Here is a 19,450-nt window from a genome sequence, read left to right as displayed (position 1 = left end):
TCGAAATTATTACCAATGAACTCTAAATACCAATATTCACTCGGTGGATACCATTATCGTTTCAAGGATTTGGGCGACCTGCTCGCCAAGGCGACCCCTGCTCGATCGGGTGACCGTTTGGCGGGCGTGATTGCCGAATCCGCCGTGGAGCGTGCCGCCGCACAGATGACATTGGCGGAACTGCCGCTCAAAACCTTTTTGAACGAAGCGGTCGTTCCTTACGAAACCGACGAAGTGACCCGTTTGATTATGGACGATCATGACGCCGAGGCGTTCTCAGAGATATCACACCTGACGGTTGGCGATTTCCGCAACTGGTTACTGAGTGATAAGGCGACACCGGAAGTGCTTGAGCGGATTCGCGCGGGTATCACACCGGAAATGGCGGCAGCAACAAGCAAGATTATGCGTAATCAGGACCTGATTATGGTGGCGAAGAAATGCCAGATCACCACCGCGTTCAGAGACACCATAGGTCTGCCGAACCGTTTGGCGACACGCCTACAACCCAACCATCCGACTGACGACGTGAACGGCATCGCTGCAAGTATTCTGGACGGCCTGCTCTACGGCAACGGCGATGCGGTCATCGGAATCAATCCGGCGACGGACAATGTTTCACAAGCCATCAAGCTCATGAAGTTGATGGACGAGGTCATACAGACCTATCAAATTCCAACGCAATCCTGTGTGCTGACGCATGTCACCAACACGATCGAGGCGATTGAACTGGGCGCGCCGGTTGATCTGGTTTTTCAGTCCATCGGTGGAACCGAAGCGACCAACACCAGTTTTGGTTTCAACCTGAATACTCTGGCTGAAGCCCGCGAAGCGGCGCTTTCGTTGAACCGAGGTACGGTCGGCAATAACGTCATGTACTTTGAAACCGGACAAGGCAGCTCGCTTTCCGCCGACGCACACCACGGCATTGACCAACAAACCTGCGAAGCCCGCGCTTACGCCGTCGCCAGAAAGTTCTCGCCGCTATTGGTGAATACGGTCGTAGGCTTCATCGGGCCGGAATACCTGTTCGACGGAAAAGAAATCACACGCGCCGGACTGGAAGACCATTTTTGCGGCAAACTGCTTGGCCTGCCGATGGGCTGCGACGTCTGTTACACCAACCACGCCGAAGCCGATCAGAACGACATGGACAACCTCCTCACCCTGCTCGGTGTCGCAGGTTGTTCTTTTGTGATGGGGATTCCGGGTTCCGACGACATTATGCTCAATTATCAGACCACCTCCTTTCACGATGCACTCTATGTCCGCAGAGTGTTGGGACTAAAACCCGCACCTGAATTTGAGAAGTGGCTGGCCGACATGGCGGTGTTCAAAGACACGGAACAGTTTGTACTGCCGGATGAAATGCCAGCCTCTTTCGCACACTCGTTGAAATCTTTGCCGGGGGAAAGCGCATGAAGACCGAAGACTTTTCCATACAGAGTCATGCAACTTCTGAACCGGTTTCGTCTTCTGCCGAGGTGATTGATAACCCATGGCGCAAACTGCGCCGTTTCACCGACGCAAGAATCGGACTGGGTCGCACCGGGGTCAGTTTACCGACACATGAAATGCTGGGATTCCAACTTGCGCACGCCCAAGCCAAAGATGCCGTTCATCTGCCTCTGGACGTGAGTCAGCTGCATTCAAAATTACACGCATTGCAAACCTTTAACGGTACGCCTCCTTTTCTTCTGCAAAGCCGCGCTCTTGACCGATTCACTTATCTGCAACGTCCGGACATGGGAAGAAGACTGGAAGCCGCCTCTAAAAATCAGCTTGTCACTTATTCCGAATCGGGCAAAAAGGAATACGACCTGGCCATTGCCGTGGTCGACGGACTTTCTTCGAAGGCCGTTCAGCAAAATGTCGAGCCGTTTATGAAAACCTTCTTAAAGAATCTGGCCGAAGACCCGGCCTTAAATGACCTCAAATTAGCTCCGTTCAGCATCGTCCAGCAAGGCCGGGTGGCGATCGGAGACGAGATTGGCGAATTGCTCAAAGCGGAGATGGTCGTCGTATTGATCGGAGAACGTCCGGGACTGAGTTCACCGGATAGCCTCGGACTCTATTTAACCTGGCACCCGAAGGTGGGACGCCACGATGCTGAAAGAAACTGCATCTCCAATATCAGACCGGCTGGACTTTCCTATGAGGAGGCCAGCCGGAAAGCACTGTACTTAATTCGGGAATCACGCCGTCTGAAACTTTCAGGCGTTAACTTAAAGGATCGAAGCCATGAAAAAACAATAAGCAGGGACAGCAATGAAAAAAACTTTTTAATTGAATGACTCTCTCTTTGGAGGTAAGAAAATGGAAACGAAAAACAATCAAGAATATTATGCGAAACGGCAACTCAAGAAAGGCACGGCAGGCTGGTTTTTGCTGGCCGGACTTGGGGTGTCTTATGTAATTTCCGGTGACTTCGCCGGTTGGAATTTCGGGATTGAACAGGCCGGTTGGGGTGGATTCGCCATCGCCGCAATTTTAATGGCAGTCATGTATTTGACTTTGGTGTTGTCTCTGGCTGAGATGTCTTCAGCCATTCCTTCCGCGGGCGGCGGTTACGGTTTTGCCCGTCAGGCTATGGGATCTTCGGCTGGTTTCATGACCGGGCTTGCGGTACTCATTGAATATGCCTTGGCGCCTGCGGCCATCGTCATATTCATCGGCTCCGCCTTTCAGGAACTCACCGGTTTTGAAGGGGTATGGGTCTACGCCCTCTTCTATCTTATCTTCGTGGGAATTCATCTGATGGGTGTGGGTGAGGCCTTGAAGATCATGATGGTGATCAGTGGACTGGCAGTGTTTGCGATTCTGGCAACCGGAATTGCGCTTTTCAGCAGTTTCGACGCATCAAACTTGTTCAACATCGCCGTGAGCGACGCAGCCGGTGCTTCTGCATTCTTGCCTCTGGGCTGGTACGGTGTTTGGGCCGCTCTGCCGTTTGCTATGTGGTTGTTCCTTGCGATTGAGGGTGTGCCTTTAGCGGCGGAAGAAGCTAAAGATCCAGCCAAAGACGTTCCAAAAGGGATCATCGGTGCGATGTTGTTCCTGTTGTTCACAGCGCTTCTTGTGGTCTTTCTATTGGCCGGATCAGCCGGTTCGGAAATGATCAGTAAAAGCGCTGTTCCATTGGTGGATGCATTGAATGCCAACGGTAATCACAGCTTGGCGACGTTGGTGAACCTATTGGGACTGGCCGGTCTGATCGCCTCGTTCTTCTCGATCATTTATGGTTACAGCCGCCTGATCTTCGCACTTTCCCGTGCGGGTTACCTTCCAAAATCCTTGTCTCTGACCACAGAGCATAAGAAGGTACCGGCTCGTGCATTGATCATTCCTGGAATTTTCGGATTTCTGGTTTCGCTCAGTGGTGAGGGCGATTTGATTCTGGCAATGGCCGTTGTCGGTGCAACCGTTTCTTATGCTTTGATGGCTTATAGCCACATCGTATTGAGAATCAAGCAACCGGAACTTGAACGTCCATACAAAACGCCGGGCGGAATCATCACGTCGGGAATCGCTCTGGTGCTTTCATTGGTGGCGTTGACCGGGGTATATGCATTTGACCCTCGCGCTTTCTTCTACACCATGATTCTGTTCGCCATCGGTGCGGCCTATTATTTTGTTTTCAGCAAAAACAACCTTATGGCCCACAGCGCACAGGAAGAGTTCGAAATGTTGGCACAGGCACAAGCCGAACTGGAACCTGCTTACCAGAAAATCTCTTAAGCAACCCTAAACAAACCGGATTCGGTACGCCAGTACCGTTCCGGTTCCTTGACAGGCCTTTTCATTTTTAAAGGCCTACTAAAGCCCTCTCCTAAAGATCTTCTTCTCGACCATCAAAACTTACTTCATTTTATTGTAAGACTGTGCCTGTTGTTTTCCTACCGGGCTTTTGTTACCGTGACCGTCTGAATTTTAATTCCGTTAAATTGTTTTGAGGCTTTGTACGAACCGCCGACCGTCCACCGATCGGATGATGGGCATAGACAGACCGTTTCTTGAACGCTTTTGTCTTGGTTGGCGCAACCGTCTCTCCCTGAAAGTTAGGAGATTTCATGAATTTTCGTTTTAACCGCGTTTCTAAATCCGCATTGTCCGCTTTGGTTCTTTCCTTAGGACTTAGCGTTTCCGCCGCTGCATTGGCCGAACAACCGGCCGGACCGAGCGCAGGCCCTATGCCTCAAGGCCCAATGGCACACGGTCAAATGCAACCGCCTAAACTGACACCTGAACAGCAAGCGACCATGATGGAGCTGAGAAAGCTGCAGCAGGAAATGCAAAGCACACAAATGACTCTACAAAGCATCCAGCAGAAAACATTTGAAAAAAACCCGTCGCTGGTCAAACAGCGTGACAAACTTCAAGTGACCATGCTTAAAAAAATGTCATCCAAGGACTACGATGCCAAAGCGGAATTGGAAGCGCTAAAAGCTACTATGGCGAAATATCAAGACGGCAAAAACAAGCCATCTCAGGAAGAAGTCGTCAATTTCCAAAAGCGTCAATTGACTTTCCAGCAAAATCAGCAGAAAGCCTACCAGGATCCGGAAGTACAGAAATTGGCCACCTCTTTAAAAACAAACGTACAGGCTAAAATGGTAGAGGTTGACCCTAAAACCACTGACCTGTTGAAAAAGGCTGAAACCCAAGGCAAACAGTTCATGGAACTACGCCAGAAAATGATCGGCAAATAAAAACGATTTACTGATTTCCCCATACCCGCTCGGAAACAAATCCGTTTCCGGTCGGGTCTTTTTTTTAAACCAAAATCAAATCAATGGATGACAACCGCCCATAGGGCTTAAAACGTTCTTACCCTATCTTATTAAGGACTATTGTTGTGATCGACCTAATCAATTCACTGCTTCCCTCAATCGAACACTTCAGTGTTGAAGGCTACTGGATCGCCTTGCTCGTTGCGCTTCTAGAAACCACTGTCGCCGTCGGCATGCTTTTGCCCGGAACAACCATCATTCTGATACTGGGTGCCCTAGCGTCAAGCGGTTATCTGGATATTGTCGATCTTATCTGGTTCTCGCTGGTAGGCGCTGTACTCGGCGATAACTTGAACTATTATCTCGGCAGAAAATACGGTGCCCGTTGGCTCAAAGGCGGCTTCTGGTTCCTCAAGCCCAAACATATCCATAAAGCCAAAACCTTCATGAACAAACACGGCGCAAAAAGTGTCTTTCTGGGACGCTTTATTCCCAGCATGAAAGAGGTGGTGCCGTTCATTGCCGGCAGCGTACAAATGAACCGCAAAACATTTATGTTCTGGAACCTGTTGGGCGCAATCGGCTGGGCCTGCCTATGGACATTGACCGGCTATGCGTTTGCACAATCCCTCAATCTAGTCGAACTCTGGGTCAAACGGGCTGACGTTATCATTCTGGGCTTAATCGTAGCCGCAATACTGTACTATCTGATCAAATGGCTCACGATCAGAAAGCACAGGCTTTCTGAAAAAACCTCTAAATAACGGGACTTTCCAGAAATCGACTCACCGCTTCTTATCCATGACATTTGAATGCTGTTTCAAAAGCCTGAATAAATCCTGACTATAAAAAGAGGTTTTTTGACATTAAAAAAAAAGAGGCGCAGAATCTACTTATTAGTTGAGATGATTTACGACATCAAAAGGCGTCGAAATCCGAAGATACTCTCTACCCTCGATCACTCACCCGCCTTAGCAACAAGTGTTTCAGAACAGGTCATCTTCAACTTGATCCAGCCTGCTCTACCGACAAGATTTTCAAGATTTGTCACGCAGGCCTCTTGGTTGTTTTTTTACGATGTAACGTTACAAAAAACAATATAAGGAGTATCAAATGAAAACCTCTATGAAAGTTTGGTTGTTGTCTTCAATTGTGAGTATTTCCACCCTTTCCTACGCCATGGCGGACGAACCAGATAACATGCCCTACCAACGCGGTATGATGGGTGGTTCAGGCTATGGAATGATGGGCCAAGGATATGGACCGGGACCGGGTTATGGTCCAGGCCCTGGTTACGGCTATGGCCCCGGCTATCATATGGGGCCCGGCTACGGCATGGGTCCTGGAATGATGGGCCAAGGTTATGGTCCGGGCTACCACATGGGGCCTGGTTACGGAATGGGCTACGGCCCAGGACCTGGATACCACATGGGTCCAGGTTATGGAATGGGGTACGGCATGCACCCGGGGTACGGAATGGGTCCAGGATATGGAATGATGGGCCCATACGGTATGATGGGCGGCATGATGGGTCCAGGCTACGGCATGATGGGTCCGGGATACGGAATGGGAATCCAGCTGAGTAAAGATCAGCAAAAAAGTATCGATAAAATCCGCAGTGACCTCTTCAAATCACAACGCAATACCATGCGTGAAATGTGGCAAGAGCAGAAAAAACTCGGCGACCTGATGACAGCCGATAAAGAAGACCCGGCCGCCATCAAGGAAGCCTACGGCAGAATATCTGACCTACAGAATAGAGCGTTCAGAAAACGCATGGAAATGCAGAAACAGATGGATGGCGTACTGACCGACGAGCAGAAAAAGCAGATGCGTCGTGCTTATCCTTATCCCATGTACAACGATAACGATTAAACCCACTAACAAACCGAACAGGCCGGATTTCAACAGGCCTGTTCGGTTTTCAACAACCTATCCCGACCTCTAACTCATCAATTCCCAAGTCTATCCAACAGACGTGAAAAAACTTACCTAAAATCAATTCAAAACATAGGGTATTGGGTTTATATTAGAACCTTCGTCAGCAAACGAAAATCGAACCACAGAGGAGTGTTCACGATGAGCAAAAAAGACGAATACAAAGCGATGGCCGAAGCAAAAATCGAAGAGTACACAGCGCGAATCAATGAACTCAAGGCTAAAACCAAATTCGAAGCGGCCGAAGTCAAACTGGAAATGCATGAGCAGATCGAAAAGCTTGAGGCTAAATTAGACGTCGCCAAAAGCGAATTCGAAGAACTCTCCGATGAAGCCGGCCAAACTCTGGAAGATTGGTCCGACCGCTTTGAAGTGTTAGGCAAGGATCTGGAAAGCGCTTTCAAAAAATTCTTCAGCAAGCACGAATCCAAATAGCAGATTCCGTTTTCGCTCCCGATCAATTAGGCAGTTCGAAAACCTCGGACACTCCGCGTCCGCGTCGGTCGGATGCGGCGGTCACCTTACCTTGCTGGCTGACGATCAACTGAACGTCTCCCATATAGTTGTTCTGTTTCAAGGTATACCCCATCGCCTGCAATTCTGTCTTGACGGTTTCCGGCAGCTCCGGATTGTAGGCTATCTGATCCTTGGGTAGAAGCTGATGGTGCACTCGCGGCGCATCCACCGCCTGCTGGGCATCCATTCCTTCATCCACCACATTAACGATGGTCTGAAACACGGACGTGATAATGGTGGAACCGCCCGGCGTACCAACTACCATTTCAACTTGTCCGTCTTTCAACACAATCGTAGGAGACATCGACGACAGCATGCGCTTTTCAGGTGCGATCTCATTCGCCTTACCACCGACCACACCAAACACATTGGCAACGCCTGGCTTGGTACTGAAGTCGTCCATCTCGTCGTTCATCAGGAACCCGGCGCCGTTAATTACAACCCCGCTACCAAACGGCATGTTCAAAGTATAGGTGTTAGAGACCGCATTGCCTTGAGAATCGATAACCGAAAAATGCGTGGTTTCCGGCGATTCCAGTTTGCCGGGATGAATCGATTCCGATTCTGAAATTTCATCCATCAGCACAGATTGGCTTCGACGTTGCAGATAATCGTCGGCAATCAGCTTTGAAACCGGCACCTTTACGAAATCCGGGTCTCCCAGATAAAACGCACGATCGGCATAGACACGTTTTTCCAACTCGGCATAAAAGTGAGCTTTAACCGCCAGCGGGTCAATTCCTTCTTTTTCCGCCTGCTTCAACGCCGCTTCCAGCTTTTCCGCCAGCAGCTGCTTCATTTTCAGCAGCTGAACAATCGCCACGCCCCCTGAGCTTGGCGGCGGCGCGGAAACCACTTCGCGTCCCTGCCATTGACCAACAACCGGTTCACGCCAAACGGCCTGATAGCTTTTCAAATCGTCTAACGTAATCAAACCGTCTTGCGACTGCATGGTTTTGACCAGCAACTTGGCGGTTTCACCGCGATAAAAATCTTCCGGCCCCTGTTCGGCAATACGGCGCAACGTCTTCGCCAATTGCGGTTGTTTGAAGACTTCCCCCGCCTTCAACCCTTGAAAATACTCGTTGAAATTCAACGGCTGCTTCGACTTGTCGGCAATCCAGTTACGAAACCATTCTGCCGTCCCCTGAAGATGTTCCGATACGCTAAACCCCTTTTCGGCATAGTCGATTGCCGGTTGCAACAAGGTCTTCCATGGCAATGAGCCGAAACGTTGGTGCGCCTGCCACAGCCCCATGACCGTTCCCGGCACACCAGACGCCTGATACCCGACCAATGAACGGTAAGGAATCACCTGCTTGTCTTGGTCGAGATACATGTCGCGATGCGCGGCCTTGGGCGCTTTTTCACGGTAGTCCAGAAAGAATGCCTTTGGGGTTTTATGTTGAGCGGACTGTGTGTAAAGCGTCATGAAACCACCGCCACCGAGGTTTCCTGCTTCCGGATAGGTCACGGCCAAAACAAAACCCGCCGCGACAGCTGCATCCACTGCATTACCGCCCTGCTGCATAATCGACTTGGCAACTTCGGCACTGTATCCATCCGGCATGGCGACCGCGGCAGGCTTGGCATAAACCACGGCTGCAAAAAACAGGCTAAAGGCCGTCAACAATGAAATTATCGATTTTCTAATCATACGTTTACCACACACATCTGAATCACCAAACGGACAGGCCTGTTCGGTTTTAATTGCTTATTTAAATTGGGGCAAAGGATACAGCAAGAGAGAAACGGCGTCCATCTAGACGCCTTACCGGACTCACATCTCACATAACCAGTAAAAACTGAAACCGGGAATGACTAATGTGTCTTTGAATATCTCCGGACTTTGGCCGGTATAAAGATCGATTAAATGACCGTGCTGAGGATGCCCCCAACTACCGACATCATCCAGCTTCATAGACTGCGGTTTGCTGTCGAAATTAGCAACGACCAGCACACCTTCACCCTGACGATGCAGGTTGTAACGACCGAATACGAACAGGTGCGGGTTTTCGACATCGATCAATTCACGATTGTTGAAATCTGCGAAAACGTCAATTTCCTTGTGAACCGAAATCATTCTCTTCAAAGCACTGAAGATCGAATACTCAACCGTGCCCGGCACGTTGCGGCGCTCGGCCTTTTCCCAGTCAATGAACGGACGGTGCACCCAACGCGAGTCGTCCATTTTATGGGGATCGTTCAAATAAGAATCGTCATTGACGGTGCCGATCTCATCACCATAATAAAGCAACGGAATCCCACCGAAAGAAAGGATCAGGCTGTGCAAAAGCAGAATCAGTTTGACGGAATCTTCAATCGCCTGAGGATCACCTATTTCCTGCGCATATTGCAACCCGACCAAAGAGGCCAGAGAACCTGAAATACGTGCATCACCAGTTTTCTCGTTCTCACCGAAAGGCACGCCGCGTGCATGGGAATCGTCAAACCGTCCGGTGAAATAATCGATCAGGAATTTGCGGTGTCCGAAAGGTTCGTAGCCGGCCTGTACGATATCCTGATCGTCAAAGCCCAAACCGATGTCGTCGTGGCAACGCACATAGTTCAACCAGGTCGCTCGCTCCAGCTTCACAGGTAGGCTCTTAATCCCTTGATTAAGCAGCTTGGCATTCTTGGTAGCAACCGCGTCCCACAATAGTGCCATATAGGTGGCGTTGTACGCGATTTCACACTCTTTGGCGATAACCGCGTCCTCACCGAAATATTTGGTGACTTCTACTGGTGCGACAATCGCTTCGGCGATGAATAAAACACCCGGAGCGGTCACCTGGCAACAGTCTTTCAACAACTGCAGGATCAAATGGGCTTCGCGTTCGTTCTGACAGGTACTGCCAATTTTCTTCCACAGGAAAGCCACCGCATCCAGACGCAGGATATCGACGCCTTTATTGGCCCAGAAGAGAATGACGTCCAACATCTCGATAAATACGGACGGATTGCTGTAATTAAGGTCCCACTGGTAATTATTGAAAACCGTCATGACCCAACGGCCCATCTCTTCGTCCCAGGTAAAATTACCCGGTGCGGTCTGAGGGAAGATTTCCGGCATACTCTGTTCGAACATATCGGGCACATGCCGGTTTTCAAAGGTGTAGTAGTAATCCTGATATTTGGAATCGCCCTCGCGGGCACGCTGTGCCCATTCGTGTTCGTCAGAGGTATGATTAAGCACCACATCCAAAGCCAACAATATCTCACGACCCCGCATCTCATCGGCAAGCTGCTGCAACTCATCCAACGTCCCTACCCGTTCGTCGATCTCACGGAAATCACTGACCGCATAACCGCCGTCAGAATGCCCTTCCGGACAACGCATGATCGGCATGATATGGACCATGTTGACGCCAAGTTCGTTGAAATAATTCAGGTGGTCGCACATCCCTTTCAAATTACCGGCAAATCCGTTGCTGTACAAAGCCATACCGACCCATTTCTGACTAAGAAACCAGTTGTAATCCTTCTCTCTATCCAAATCGATCTGTCTGAGATGATCAGGACGTTTGATGTATTTTCGGGCCATCGTCTCCACGAGACGCAGAGCCTGTTGGTCAAAATCGTCGCGCTTGCCGTAAAGCTTTTCGAACAGAGAATGGATGGCATAGAAGTTGGCACCTAAACGGGTATAGAAATGCCTCAAATCCTGCTCGGAAATCTCCGGTTTGATCTGATTGAGAATGTCGTTGAGAAGTGAATGTGAAATCTGTTCGTACATACCCGTTAGTGCCCCTTAAAAAACCCTAAAACCAATTATTTATTCAACAATTCGAAAACCGTGCAACTCATTCTTGATGAATTCCCGGTAAAAATCGGAATCATTTGTCGTGGCACCCCGCAAACCGATCACCTGGCTGGCGAACTTCTGTGCGGACTGCAAGCTTTCTGAAATCCCCCACCCCGACAACAAGCCATGAATATACACCGCTGTAAACGCGTCGCCGGCACCGACGGCATCCACGAAATGGTCCGCTTTGGTCGGCACTACATAGTGAAATTCTCCATCATGCCCCAACACCATCGCGCCTTTTTCCCCGAGCGTCAAGATCACCTGCTCTAAACCGAACTGCATCTTCAGTTTTTCCATGGCTTCTTCTGTGTCGTCATGCCCCAATTCCAATTGTTGAATCTCATGCTCGTTCAACTTAACCCAGCGTGCCTTTTCTAACCAGTGATACACTTCCTCTTTTTTCCACCAGGGAGAACGTAAGTTTACGTCCAGAAAGACGGACAACTCGGGACAGCATTGCAACAGATGCGAAAACGCCTTGCGCGAAACCTCGTTTCTCAATCCCAAGGTACCATGATATAAAATGCCGCGCCGAGGCAAACTGAACATGCGTTCCGCCGAGATGAAGTCATAAGCGCAATTAGGCGTGATGCGGTAATTGGGTTCGTTATGGATCATCGTCACCTCGACCTTACCGGTCGGGTGTTTGGGATCAACCTGAACGTGGGTCACATCCATCTCCCAGCGACGCATGGCCATGAGAATCATCCGGCCGAGTTCATCGTCGCCGATTCGAGATATCAATTTAGGATTATCCCCCAGAGCCTGCAAGTGCCATGCCACGTTAAAAGGCGCGCCGCCCAAAACACGTTCACCGTTCTGAAAACAGTCGAACAACACCTCTCCGAAAACTAGGATTTCTGGTTTTTCACTCATGGGTCATTCCCCGTTTCTCAAAAAGCGTTTCGAAAGCCGGTACGTAATGCCAGACACCCTGCAAAACGCCGGCCGAATAGTTTCCATCACCATCAATACGGGTGTTTTCCGCCATAAACAGTGCCGATTCATAGCCATTTTCAGAGGCGATTTGTCGTGCGGCATCCTTTACTTCATCGGTCGCGTTCGCCACCAATACCGACTGCACCGGACTGGTCAGAACAGGCAAGTCATTACCGCTGTCACCGGCAAACACCACTTCATCACGACGGTAACCGAGTTGCTGCTGCAAGAACTCAATCGCATGTAATTTGGTCGCATTTCGGGGTAACACATCCAACAAACCTGTCTGCGTGGTTTCGTCCACACTCCAAATCAAACTTGCTGCAACGCCCTGCTGTTGCAGGCAGTCAGCAATCCGACTCATCACCTTTTGATAATCCGATTCAACCGGCAAGTAATAACTCAACTTATGCCGATTCTGCTTGCTGGCCTCTTGAAGCCTTAAACCATCCATCGGACCAATCAAATCTTCTATCTGTTGGCGGCTCTTGCCCCGCCAATCCGGATCGATTTCCGCTTCCCAACCACTCAATTCAAACCACTCGCCTTCAATAACCTGATAGATCTTGGTGCCGACATCAGTAATCGCATAATCCGGTTCGGGCAAACCGTACTCGGCAATGGCGTCCTGAACCAAATGTAAATGACGCCCGGTCACGTAAACCAGCTTGACCTCCGGCTGTGCACAAAAACGAGTGAACCGCTCTCTTGCGGACGTCTGCTCCGGTTGCTCACCGTTGGGAATCACCGTACGATCCATGTCGGTACAAAGTAATAAACGAATCCCGTCCATCAACTAACCCTCGCCCCGTTCTGGGAATGCTGACCACTCTCTCTTGGATCCTGGCAGGTATCAAAGAAATCATAATATTCGAGTGCTTCAAGAATCCCCGCTTCAAAGGGCTGTTTCGCAAAATAGACCCGTTCGATGTCCACCAGTTGGGACAGTTCTTCGTCGTGCCGGTTTGACACCACGGCAGCCAAGGCGTTCCCTCGCATCATATCTTCATCGGCTCCGGACCCACCTGCGACAAAAATCCTTTCAAGCGGAATCTGCCAACGATCCGCCACATAACGTAACGCCATCCCTTTGGAAGCGCGTAGCGGCAGAATGTCCAAAAACTCGCCGAAAGACATCTGTACATGCACGGATTGCTCCTCTTGATGCAACAAACGCTTAACATCCTCCACATCCACAACCTGTGGATCGATGTAATAACTCAATTTGAAACGGCTTTGTTCCCCTTTAGGCTGTCGAATCAATCCGGGAACTTCATCCAGAATCAGCCTTAATTTATGCGGCGACCATTGGTAATCGATGTGACCGTCCCACGCCGTATCGAAAGTCAATTTAGGTGCATAATAGATTTCGGTTCCGCCGCTGGTGATCAAGATATCCGGCTCCGGCATGTTGTAACTTTTGAGCAATTTCAACGCCGAATCCAAACGACGGCCGGTTGCGATTATGAATAAGGTACTGCTCCGGTTACGTCGGATGGCGCCAATCAGTTTCTGCAACGCTTCCTCGTCGCCGATTAGATTCTGATCAAGGCAGCTGACGATCGCCCGATCCCGATAGAGGCGTTCCCGGCGATGAATCGGCTGACGAACCAGATGTTCCGAACGTTCTGCAATCGGACGAATCAACTGCAAATAACGTTGAGCATGCGCATCCCAGGAATAGTGCTCACGAACGCCATCCAAACCGTTGGCAATAAAATTCTGCGCCAACTCTCGGTCCTTCAATACCTTTAACAACGCCTGCGTAATCGAATCTGCCTCCAGAGGATCGATTAAAAGGCCGTTACGACAGTTCCCGATAATATCTCTCGGTCCACCGTCTTCGGTGGCGATAATCGGCAAACCGGAAGCCGCCGCTTCAATCAATGTCAGACCGAACGGTTCGGTCAATGCCGGATTGACGAACACGCCGTTGGATGCCGCAGCAATCCGGTAAATCATGGGGACCTGGTCACGTTGATGATGTTTCGGCATCGCCACCTTGCCATAGAGGTCATGACGATCAATCGACACCAGCAATTCGTGAAACACCTCCTGCGCACCATCTTCAAGATCGTCTATGTCGTCCCGGTTACCGGCGATGATGACCAGATTGGCAAGCCCTTGGAGTTCCTGGGACAAGCCGTAAGCTTCAATTAAGGTAACAATATTTTTACGTTTATCGGGACGAGAAAGCGCGAGAATAATGGGTTTTTCGGGTTGTTTAAGGTGGCGGACAATTTCGAAATAGAGTGGTGTTTTGAGTTCTTCGCCCGTTGGCGGCATGAATTGTTTCAGATCGGTACCGGGGGGAAGTACACGCATCTGATCCGGTTGATAATGGTCATAGAGTTCGTACTGTTCTTCGATCTCCTGATGCGTACTGGTGATCACCCTTTCCGCCGTTGCCAGCGTCATCTCCTCCGCTTCGATCCGCCTCGCCATGTTGTAGCGTTTTTCTATCTCTTCCGCAGTCAGCCCGCTCGCCAATAAGCGACTGCGTTTGACCCGCCCCAACGAATGTCCGGTATGGATCAGAGGAATTCCGAGCTGGTTGGCCAAGTGTTCCCCCACATAACCCGCATCGGCATAATGGCTGTGGATGATGTCCGGCCAGATTTCAGACTCCCGGAAAAAACTGGTGAGATTGTCCGCGAAGCCGTCCAGATGATCCCACAATTGCTCTTTGGCGATGTACTCATCAGGCCCGGCATGGATGCGCACGATTCTCAGATTATCGGACAGTACCTCAATCGGCCTGGCATATTCCTCGTCCAGGGCATCGTCTACGACCTGACGGGTAATCAAGTCGACTTGAATCACATCCGGATGACGGGCCAAAGCCTGAGCCAACTCCAGCACATAAAGCGTTTGCCCTCCGGTATCCGCGTCACGGCCGAGTTCAAGATTTTTTCCACGAATCAAACCGTGGACACTAATCAAAGCAATATAGAGTTTCGGTGTGTGTTGACCCATAAATTATTCAGGTTCTGCCTATTTGATGATACGCGATTAATCGATTGTCCCTGGCGCTTAAGTCGGTTTCCCGAATAATTGGATTCGGTAGATCGCCAGCACTTTTAGCGGTAATAACAGCCGTGAATTGAAGATTTAAAAAAAAGCTTCAAACCTGAACCGGCCTGTATGTTTCTTACTTCTGGTTAATCTTTATATTGTCTTGTATATCTGGCACCAGATTAACTGGTGTTTAAAACCGTCACCTAAGCAGTGACCAAGTGGAAAGGTTATTCAACGAAACACTTAAATTTCGTTTTCAAAATTATTGACCTTACAAATAGAGCTAGAATTGATTGTACAAAACCTAGCGAAGAATACAACCGAAATAATGCAAAACACTTAGGAACGAACGCGACCAAGGCGCTGATAAACAAGGAAATAAAAATAGATTCAGGCGAACTTACTAGCCTTCAAACCCGGTTACCCTGAATGAGCCGGAAGCGTCTTTTTGCCGACACTGACCACGATCAACACCACCAATAAGCCTACGACTGAAAAGGTCAGCGCACTGAAGGTTCCAACCTTCTCCCACAACTGACCGACAATCAGATTTCCAACCGCCATCGCCACCGCCGTCCCCAGATAAAAAACACCATAGGCGCGGCCTTTGCCTTGTGAGGTTTGACCGATTCTTGCCCGCAACGCATTCAATCCCGACACCATGAAAACACCTTGGAAAACAAATGCCAAAACAATCGCCACAGAACCTTGCAGGTACATCAAACCAACCGCAAACAGGCCTGCCCACAAACTGATGATGAACAGTAACCTTGCGCCTTGGTCATCCAGCCGTTTACCCACTCGATAACTGATCAGTGTTTGGGTCAACGCGGAGACAACCATCAACAATGGCAGCCATTGGGTTGCGATGCCGATTTCACTTCCCCGCATCACCATAAAGGCATCGTTAATCATGAAAAACACCGCCAGAAAATAAGCGCCGAACCAAGTCCATAAAGTACCGTCAAACGCCTTTCGGCCATGAGGTTCTTCCGTATTCTCGGTTACAGTCTCGCTCCTTGCTTTCGCTGCCGTTGTATCCAGGCGTTCCTTAACGAAAAAGACCAGAATTAATACCCCAATGACCCCCGGAATGATCGTCATTTCGAAAATCAGACGAATCCGTTCCGGTGATTGTCCCAACCAACTCAACAGCAGAAACGCAGCCACACCGCCGACGGTTTCGCCGGCAATGTCCAACGTCTTATGAATACCGAATGCCCGCCCCTGACTGTGCTGTTTGGCGGACGCGGAAATCAGAACGTCTTTCGGTGCACTGCGGATTGCCTTGCCCAGCCGTTCGACCGAGCTGACTGCGGCCACGCCTATCCAACTCGCGGTAAATGCAAACAGAGGTTTCATGATGGCGGAAAGGCCGTAACCGGCCAATAAGAGAGGTTTAGTCACCTGCAAACGGTCACTGAGCCAGCCGCCCAACCAACGGAACAGGTAAGAGACCAATGTCGTGACCGCGAGAACGTAGCCGAGCTTATCCATGCCCTGATTGAGCACCAGCACCACATAGATTGGAATCAGGGGTTTGATCATCGCCGTCGCCAGGTCGGTAAAAAAGCTGACCCAACCAAGCGCCCAGATATTTCGTGAAGCTATGAACACGGCGATCACCCAAAATAGAAAGGAGAATTGACTTCAACCCGTCCGACAATCCAACCGAAACACCGGCTAAACAATCCAGACGTTACCGAACATCATACAATAATCACAACCGATTCGACGACCGGCCCGCAGCTAAAATCAGAAAGCCGGATCGATATTCCCGCCGATACTGGTATTGCAGCGGAACCAACCGGCAATACTGACTCTTGGGTGGTGAGTCACCAATACCTCATGGGGAACCTGTTCACTCATGAAAATGGCCAGCTTGCCCATTTCAGGAGTAATGACGGCCATTTGTGCGCTAGAGTCCTCATTATAAAGAACCAATTCGCCGCCCCACTCCGGCTGCCAATCCGGATTCAGGTAAAGAACAGTGGTGACCATACGATTGGCACGCCCGCGAAAACTGTCGAGGTGTTTTTTATAAAAGTCACCTTGCTTATACACCGCGAAATGGCACTCATACTCGAATAACCCAAGAAATAACGCGCGGTTGAGCTGGTACTGCAATTGCGCCATCTGTTGCAGATAGATATTCTGGGACACGGTCAGACCATCAAGCCACTTGATCTGGTCGCGACGAATCTCTTTATTAAGCTGATGAATCTCACCCCGGCCGATTCCGGCACGCTGCAATTCACCCTCTTCGTCATAGGTTTCGACTTCTTCCAACAGCGCCTGACAGAGTTCTTCGGACACCGCATTCGGCCATTCAAACCAGCCCTGTTCAACCAAAGAATCCAATAACTGATCAATGACTTTTAAATCCAACTCCTGCGACATTCGCACACACCTCAAATTAAGCGCGGGAATTATCCTCCCAAGTCATTCTTTTAGCAATAAAAATCGTCACTGCTAAGCCTACAATACAAAGGACTTGAAAAGGTTAAAAAAAAGACTGAAAGAATCGGATTAAAGGCCAATTTAAAGACGAATACGAGGAATCGGAGCGTCCATGGTCGCAGCGATAGCTAAAATGAGTTCACGCTCCACATCGGCGACCTTGCCGTCGAATTGTGCGCAGGCAAGCAACCCTTGCATGATCGTATTTTTAAGCTCTAAAGAACAGTGAGCAAGTTTTTCGGTGGCCCGATCAAAATCATTGGCCGAATAGGCATCTACTCGCGCACGACGCTCAAAAGAAAGTCCCACTACACCCATACCTTTTCGGTAGGCCTGTTCAACCTGCGCTTCCTCGGTGGCAGCGTGTCCGTAATGCGCCAGCATCGACATCAGCAACTGCACCTCGATTGCCACGGCACTGATCTTACGGTAACGGACTTTGCGGGCTTTGCTGAAACCGAAATGCACATCCAGAAAGTGGGTCACCAATTTATAGAGTGTCTGTTCGTAGATGTCGGCCTGATGATCCAACTGAATAATGCCATCCAGCAATTGTTTAAATCGCACATACTGCGGTTCGGAAAGTGATTTCAAAGACGGCATCGCCATCTCGACCAAAGGGAGTTCGTCTTGCAACCCAATCTTTTGCAACAGTACTGAAATCTCCACTACGCTGGCACCTAGCCCCTCGAAACCGGAAGCGTCCAACACGTTAACCGCCCCCTCTTCCGAAAACGTTTCTGCCGACTTTGTCGGCCGTAAGAGCAGGGCCACGACTAAAGCGACGGCCTCGTTAGGTTCCTGGATTTTCTCGAGTAACCGATCATACTCCGAAAGCGATTGGGGAACGGATTCATTCGTCACGCCTGAATCGGCTTGTGACGCGACCACACCATCAAGCACGGCTGCGGTCACCACCGTTTCCAAACGGCTTTCCGCTGTTGTCTCAGCCGTCTTTTCCTCTTCGGTTTTCTTAGGTGCAGGAGGCAACAGGTACTCGCCGTCCCAACTTGGTTCCAAATGCCGGATCCGCTCTTCAAGCGGCGGGTGGGTGGCAAAAATGAAATTGAAATAACTGTCGAACACCTGGCAAAAGAACAGATGGTTCACCTGAGACGTATCGGTCTTACGCAACTTGGAACCGTAAGCTTCTCCTCCGATCACTTTCAAGGCATTCGCCACGGCGCTCGGATTGCGTGTAAATTGCACCGCTGACGCATCAGCCAGATATTCCCGCTGTCGGCTAACCGCCGCCTGGATGATGCGTCCAAACAGCACGCCGATCCAACCGATCAGGCGCAAAACAATGCCAGCAAGAATGATCGCCCCCGCTCCCTTGCCGTTGGAACGGCGTCGAGAGCTGTAAGAGCGTCTAGATGAACGAGAACTTTGAGTGAAGATACGACCGATAATGCCGACAAACTCAATTCCGGTGATCAACATGATCAGGCGAATATTAAGTCGCATATCGCCGTTCAGGATATGGCTGAACTCATGGCCGACCACGCCTTGCAACTGGGCGCGGCTGAGCTTTTCAATCGCTCCCTGTGTTAACCCAATGATGGCGTCGGTCGGCGTCAGTCCAGCGGCAAAGGCGTTGATGGCGCTTTCGTCAGGAAGAATATAGACTTCTGGTACCGGCATACCGGAAGCAATGGCCATCTCTTCGACGACATTGAGAATCTTACGTTCGTTGAAATCGGAAGTATTTGGTTGGATTTTTCGCCCGCCTAACGACAACGCCACCATCCGCCCACCCTTGGAAAGCTCCCGGCCTTTGACATAGGAACTGATCAAGGCCCCGAAGAGGATGAATCCCGCCACGCCGGCAAACAACCAAATATCGTTTTCGGTCAATGTATAGAATTCCACACCGCGCGGGAACGATTGAAAACCGAGCGTTCGCAATAAAATCAGTAATACCCAGCTACTAATCACGGTCAGTGCTGTGAGGGAAAGCAAATAGACGATTACCAACCAACGCGTGCTTTTTCGGGCGCGATCCTGAGAAGCGTAAAAATTCATGGCGGCAGTCGTTCAG

General features: G+C 50.0%; 15 protein-coding genes. 7 read left to right on the top strand and 8 right to left on the bottom strand.

What is annotated here, in order from left to right:
• The first annotated feature begins 15 nt into the window (after positions 1 to 15).
• From QCB45_RS06555 to QCB45_RS06525, 7 genes are all read left to right on the top strand, one after another.
• Complete coding sequence (locus QCB45_RS06555; RefSeq protein ID WP_279420068.1) at positions 16 to 1,422, top strand: ethanolamine ammonia-lyase subunit EutB; 1,407 nt, start codon at positions 16 to 18, stop codon at positions 1,420 to 1,422.
• A complete protein-coding gene (gene eutC / locus QCB45_RS06550) occupies positions 1,419 to 2,294 on the top strand; it encodes an ethanolamine ammonia-lyase subunit EutC (RefSeq protein WP_279420067.1) in 876 nt (291 codons plus the stop codon). Before QCB45_RS06555 ends, eutC begins: the two co-directional genes overlap by 4 nt.
• 22 nt (positions 2,295 to 2,316) lie before the next feature.
• Positions 2,317 to 3,738, top strand: a complete 1,422-nt coding sequence (gene eat / locus QCB45_RS06545) for an ethanolamine permease (protein WP_279420066.1) — start codon at positions 2,317 to 2,319, stop codon at positions 3,736 to 3,738.
• 332 nt (positions 3,739 to 4,070) lie between these two features.
• Positions 4,071 to 4,709, top strand: a complete 639-nt coding sequence (locus QCB45_RS06540; RefSeq protein ID WP_279420065.1) for a hypothetical protein — start codon at positions 4,071 to 4,073, stop codon at positions 4,707 to 4,709.
• Positions 4,710 to 4,855: 146 nt separating this feature from the next.
• The gene (locus QCB45_RS06535; protein ID WP_279420064.1) at positions 4,856 to 5,494 is read left to right on the top strand and encodes a DedA family protein; all 639 of its coding nucleotides are present in this window, start codon (positions 4,856 to 4,858) and stop codon (positions 5,492 to 5,494) included.
• Positions 5,495 to 5,843: 349 nt separating this feature from the next.
• Positions 5,844 to 6,605 carry a Spy/CpxP family protein refolding chaperone gene (locus QCB45_RS06530; protein WP_279420063.1) on the top strand — a complete coding sequence of 254 codons (762 nt, stop codon included), beginning with the start codon at positions 5,844 to 5,846 and terminating at the stop codon, positions 6,603 to 6,605.
• A 204-nt stretch (positions 6,606 to 6,809) separates the two neighbouring features.
• Entirely contained in the window at positions 6,810 to 7,103 is a 294-nt protein-coding gene (locus QCB45_RS06525; protein WP_279420062.1) for a hypothetical protein, read from the top strand.
• 22 nt (positions 7,104 to 7,125) lie between these two features.
• On the opposite strand, the gene ggt is transcribed toward QCB45_RS06525, so the two are convergent.
• The 8 genes from ggt to QCB45_RS06485 all read right to left on the bottom strand — a co-directional run bounded on the left by ggt (position 7,126) and on the right by QCB45_RS06485 (position 19,434).
• Positions 7,126 to 8,841: a gamma-glutamyltransferase gene (ggt, locus tag QCB45_RS06520; protein WP_279420061.1), complete on the bottom strand. Its 1,716-nt coding sequence runs from the start codon at positions 8,839 to 8,841 to the stop codon at positions 7,126 to 7,128.
• 123 nt (positions 8,842 to 8,964) lie between these two features.
• Complete coding sequence (locus tag QCB45_RS06515) at positions 8,965 to 10,920, bottom strand: amylosucrase (RefSeq protein ID WP_279420060.1); 1,956 nt, start codon at positions 10,918 to 10,920, stop codon at positions 8,965 to 8,967.
• A 39-nt stretch (positions 10,921 to 10,959) separates the two neighbouring features.
• The gene (locus tag QCB45_RS06510; protein WP_279420059.1) at positions 10,960 to 11,868 is read right to left on the bottom strand and encodes a carbohydrate kinase; all 909 of its coding nucleotides are present in this window, start codon (positions 11,866 to 11,868) and stop codon (positions 10,960 to 10,962) included.
• Positions 11,861 to 12,724, bottom strand: a complete 864-nt coding sequence (locus QCB45_RS06505) for an HAD-IIB family hydrolase (protein WP_279420058.1) — start codon at positions 12,722 to 12,724, stop codon at positions 11,861 to 11,863. Before QCB45_RS06505 ends, QCB45_RS06510 begins: the two co-directional genes overlap by 8 nt.
• Entirely contained in the window at positions 12,724 to 14,907 is a 2,184-nt protein-coding gene (locus QCB45_RS06500; RefSeq protein ID WP_279420057.1) for an HAD family hydrolase, read from the bottom strand. The genes QCB45_RS06505 and QCB45_RS06500 overlap by 1 nt, the downstream gene beginning before the upstream one ends.
• 462 nt (positions 14,908 to 15,369) lie before the next feature.
• Complete coding sequence (locus tag QCB45_RS06495) at positions 15,370 to 16,566, bottom strand: MFS transporter (RefSeq protein WP_279420056.1); 1,197 nt, start codon at positions 16,564 to 16,566, stop codon at positions 15,370 to 15,372.
• 138 nt (positions 16,567 to 16,704) lie between these two features.
• Positions 16,705 to 17,349, bottom strand: a complete 645-nt coding sequence (locus tag QCB45_RS06490) for a 2OG-Fe(II) oxygenase (protein ID WP_279420055.1) — start codon at positions 17,347 to 17,349, stop codon at positions 16,705 to 16,707.
• A 141-nt stretch (positions 17,350 to 17,490) separates the two neighbouring features.
• Positions 17,491 to 19,434: a M48 family metallopeptidase gene (locus tag QCB45_RS06485; RefSeq protein WP_279420054.1), complete on the bottom strand. Its 1,944-nt coding sequence runs from the start codon at positions 19,432 to 19,434 to the stop codon at positions 17,491 to 17,493.
• Between the last annotated feature and the right edge of the window lie 16 nt (positions 19,435 to 19,450).

Origin of the sequence: Thiomicrorhabdus sp. ZW0627 (genome assembly GCF_029767005.1) — a bacterium.
Taxonomy (GTDB): Bacteria; Pseudomonadota; Gammaproteobacteria; order Thiomicrospirales; family Thiomicrospiraceae; genus Thiomicrorhabdus.
Note: the sequence above shows the minus strand (reverse complement) of the source record. Positions and strands in the feature narration are given on the sequence as shown.

Coding starts and splice junctions, on each gene's coding strand:
- QCB45_RS06505 (WP_279420058.1), bottom strand. CDS start 12,724: ATGGACGGGATTCGTTTATTACTTTGTACCGACATGGATCGTACGGTG.
- QCB45_RS06540 (WP_279420065.1), top strand. CDS start 4,071: ATGAATTTTCGTTTTAACCGCGTTTCTAAATCCGCATTGTCCGCTTTG.
- QCB45_RS06490 (WP_279420055.1), bottom strand. CDS start 17,349: ATGTCGCAGGAGTTGGATTTAAAAGTCATTGATCAGTTATTGGATTCT.
- QCB45_RS06510 (WP_279420059.1), bottom strand. CDS start 11,868: ATGAGTGAAAAACCAGAAATCCTAGTTTTCGGAGAGGTGTTGTTCGAC.
- QCB45_RS06500 (WP_279420057.1), bottom strand. CDS start 14,907: ATGGGTCAACACACACCGAAACTCTATATTGCTTTGATTAGTGTCCAC.
- QCB45_RS06525 (WP_279420062.1), top strand. CDS start 6,810: ATGAGCAAAAAAGACGAATACAAAGCGATGGCCGAAGCAAAAATCGAA.
- ggt (WP_279420061.1), bottom strand. CDS start 8,841: ATGATTAGAAAATCGATAATTTCATTGTTGACGGCCTTTAGCCTGTTT.
- QCB45_RS06515 (WP_279420060.1), bottom strand. CDS start 10,920: ATGTACGAACAGATTTCACATTCACTTCTCAACGACATTCTCAATCAG.
- QCB45_RS06555 (WP_279420068.1), top strand. CDS start 16: ATGAACTCTAAATACCAATATTCACTCGGTGGATACCATTATCGTTTC.
- eutC (WP_279420067.1), top strand. CDS start 1,419: ATGAAGACCGAAGACTTTTCCATACAGAGTCATGCAACTTCTGAACCG.
- QCB45_RS06530 (WP_279420063.1), top strand. CDS start 5,844: ATGAAAACCTCTATGAAAGTTTGGTTGTTGTCTTCAATTGTGAGTATT.
- eat (WP_279420066.1), top strand. CDS start 2,317: ATGGAAACGAAAAACAATCAAGAATATTATGCGAAACGGCAACTCAAG.
- QCB45_RS06485 (WP_279420054.1), bottom strand. CDS start 19,434: ATGAATTTTTACGCTTCTCAGGATCGCGCCCGAAAAAGCACGCGTTGG.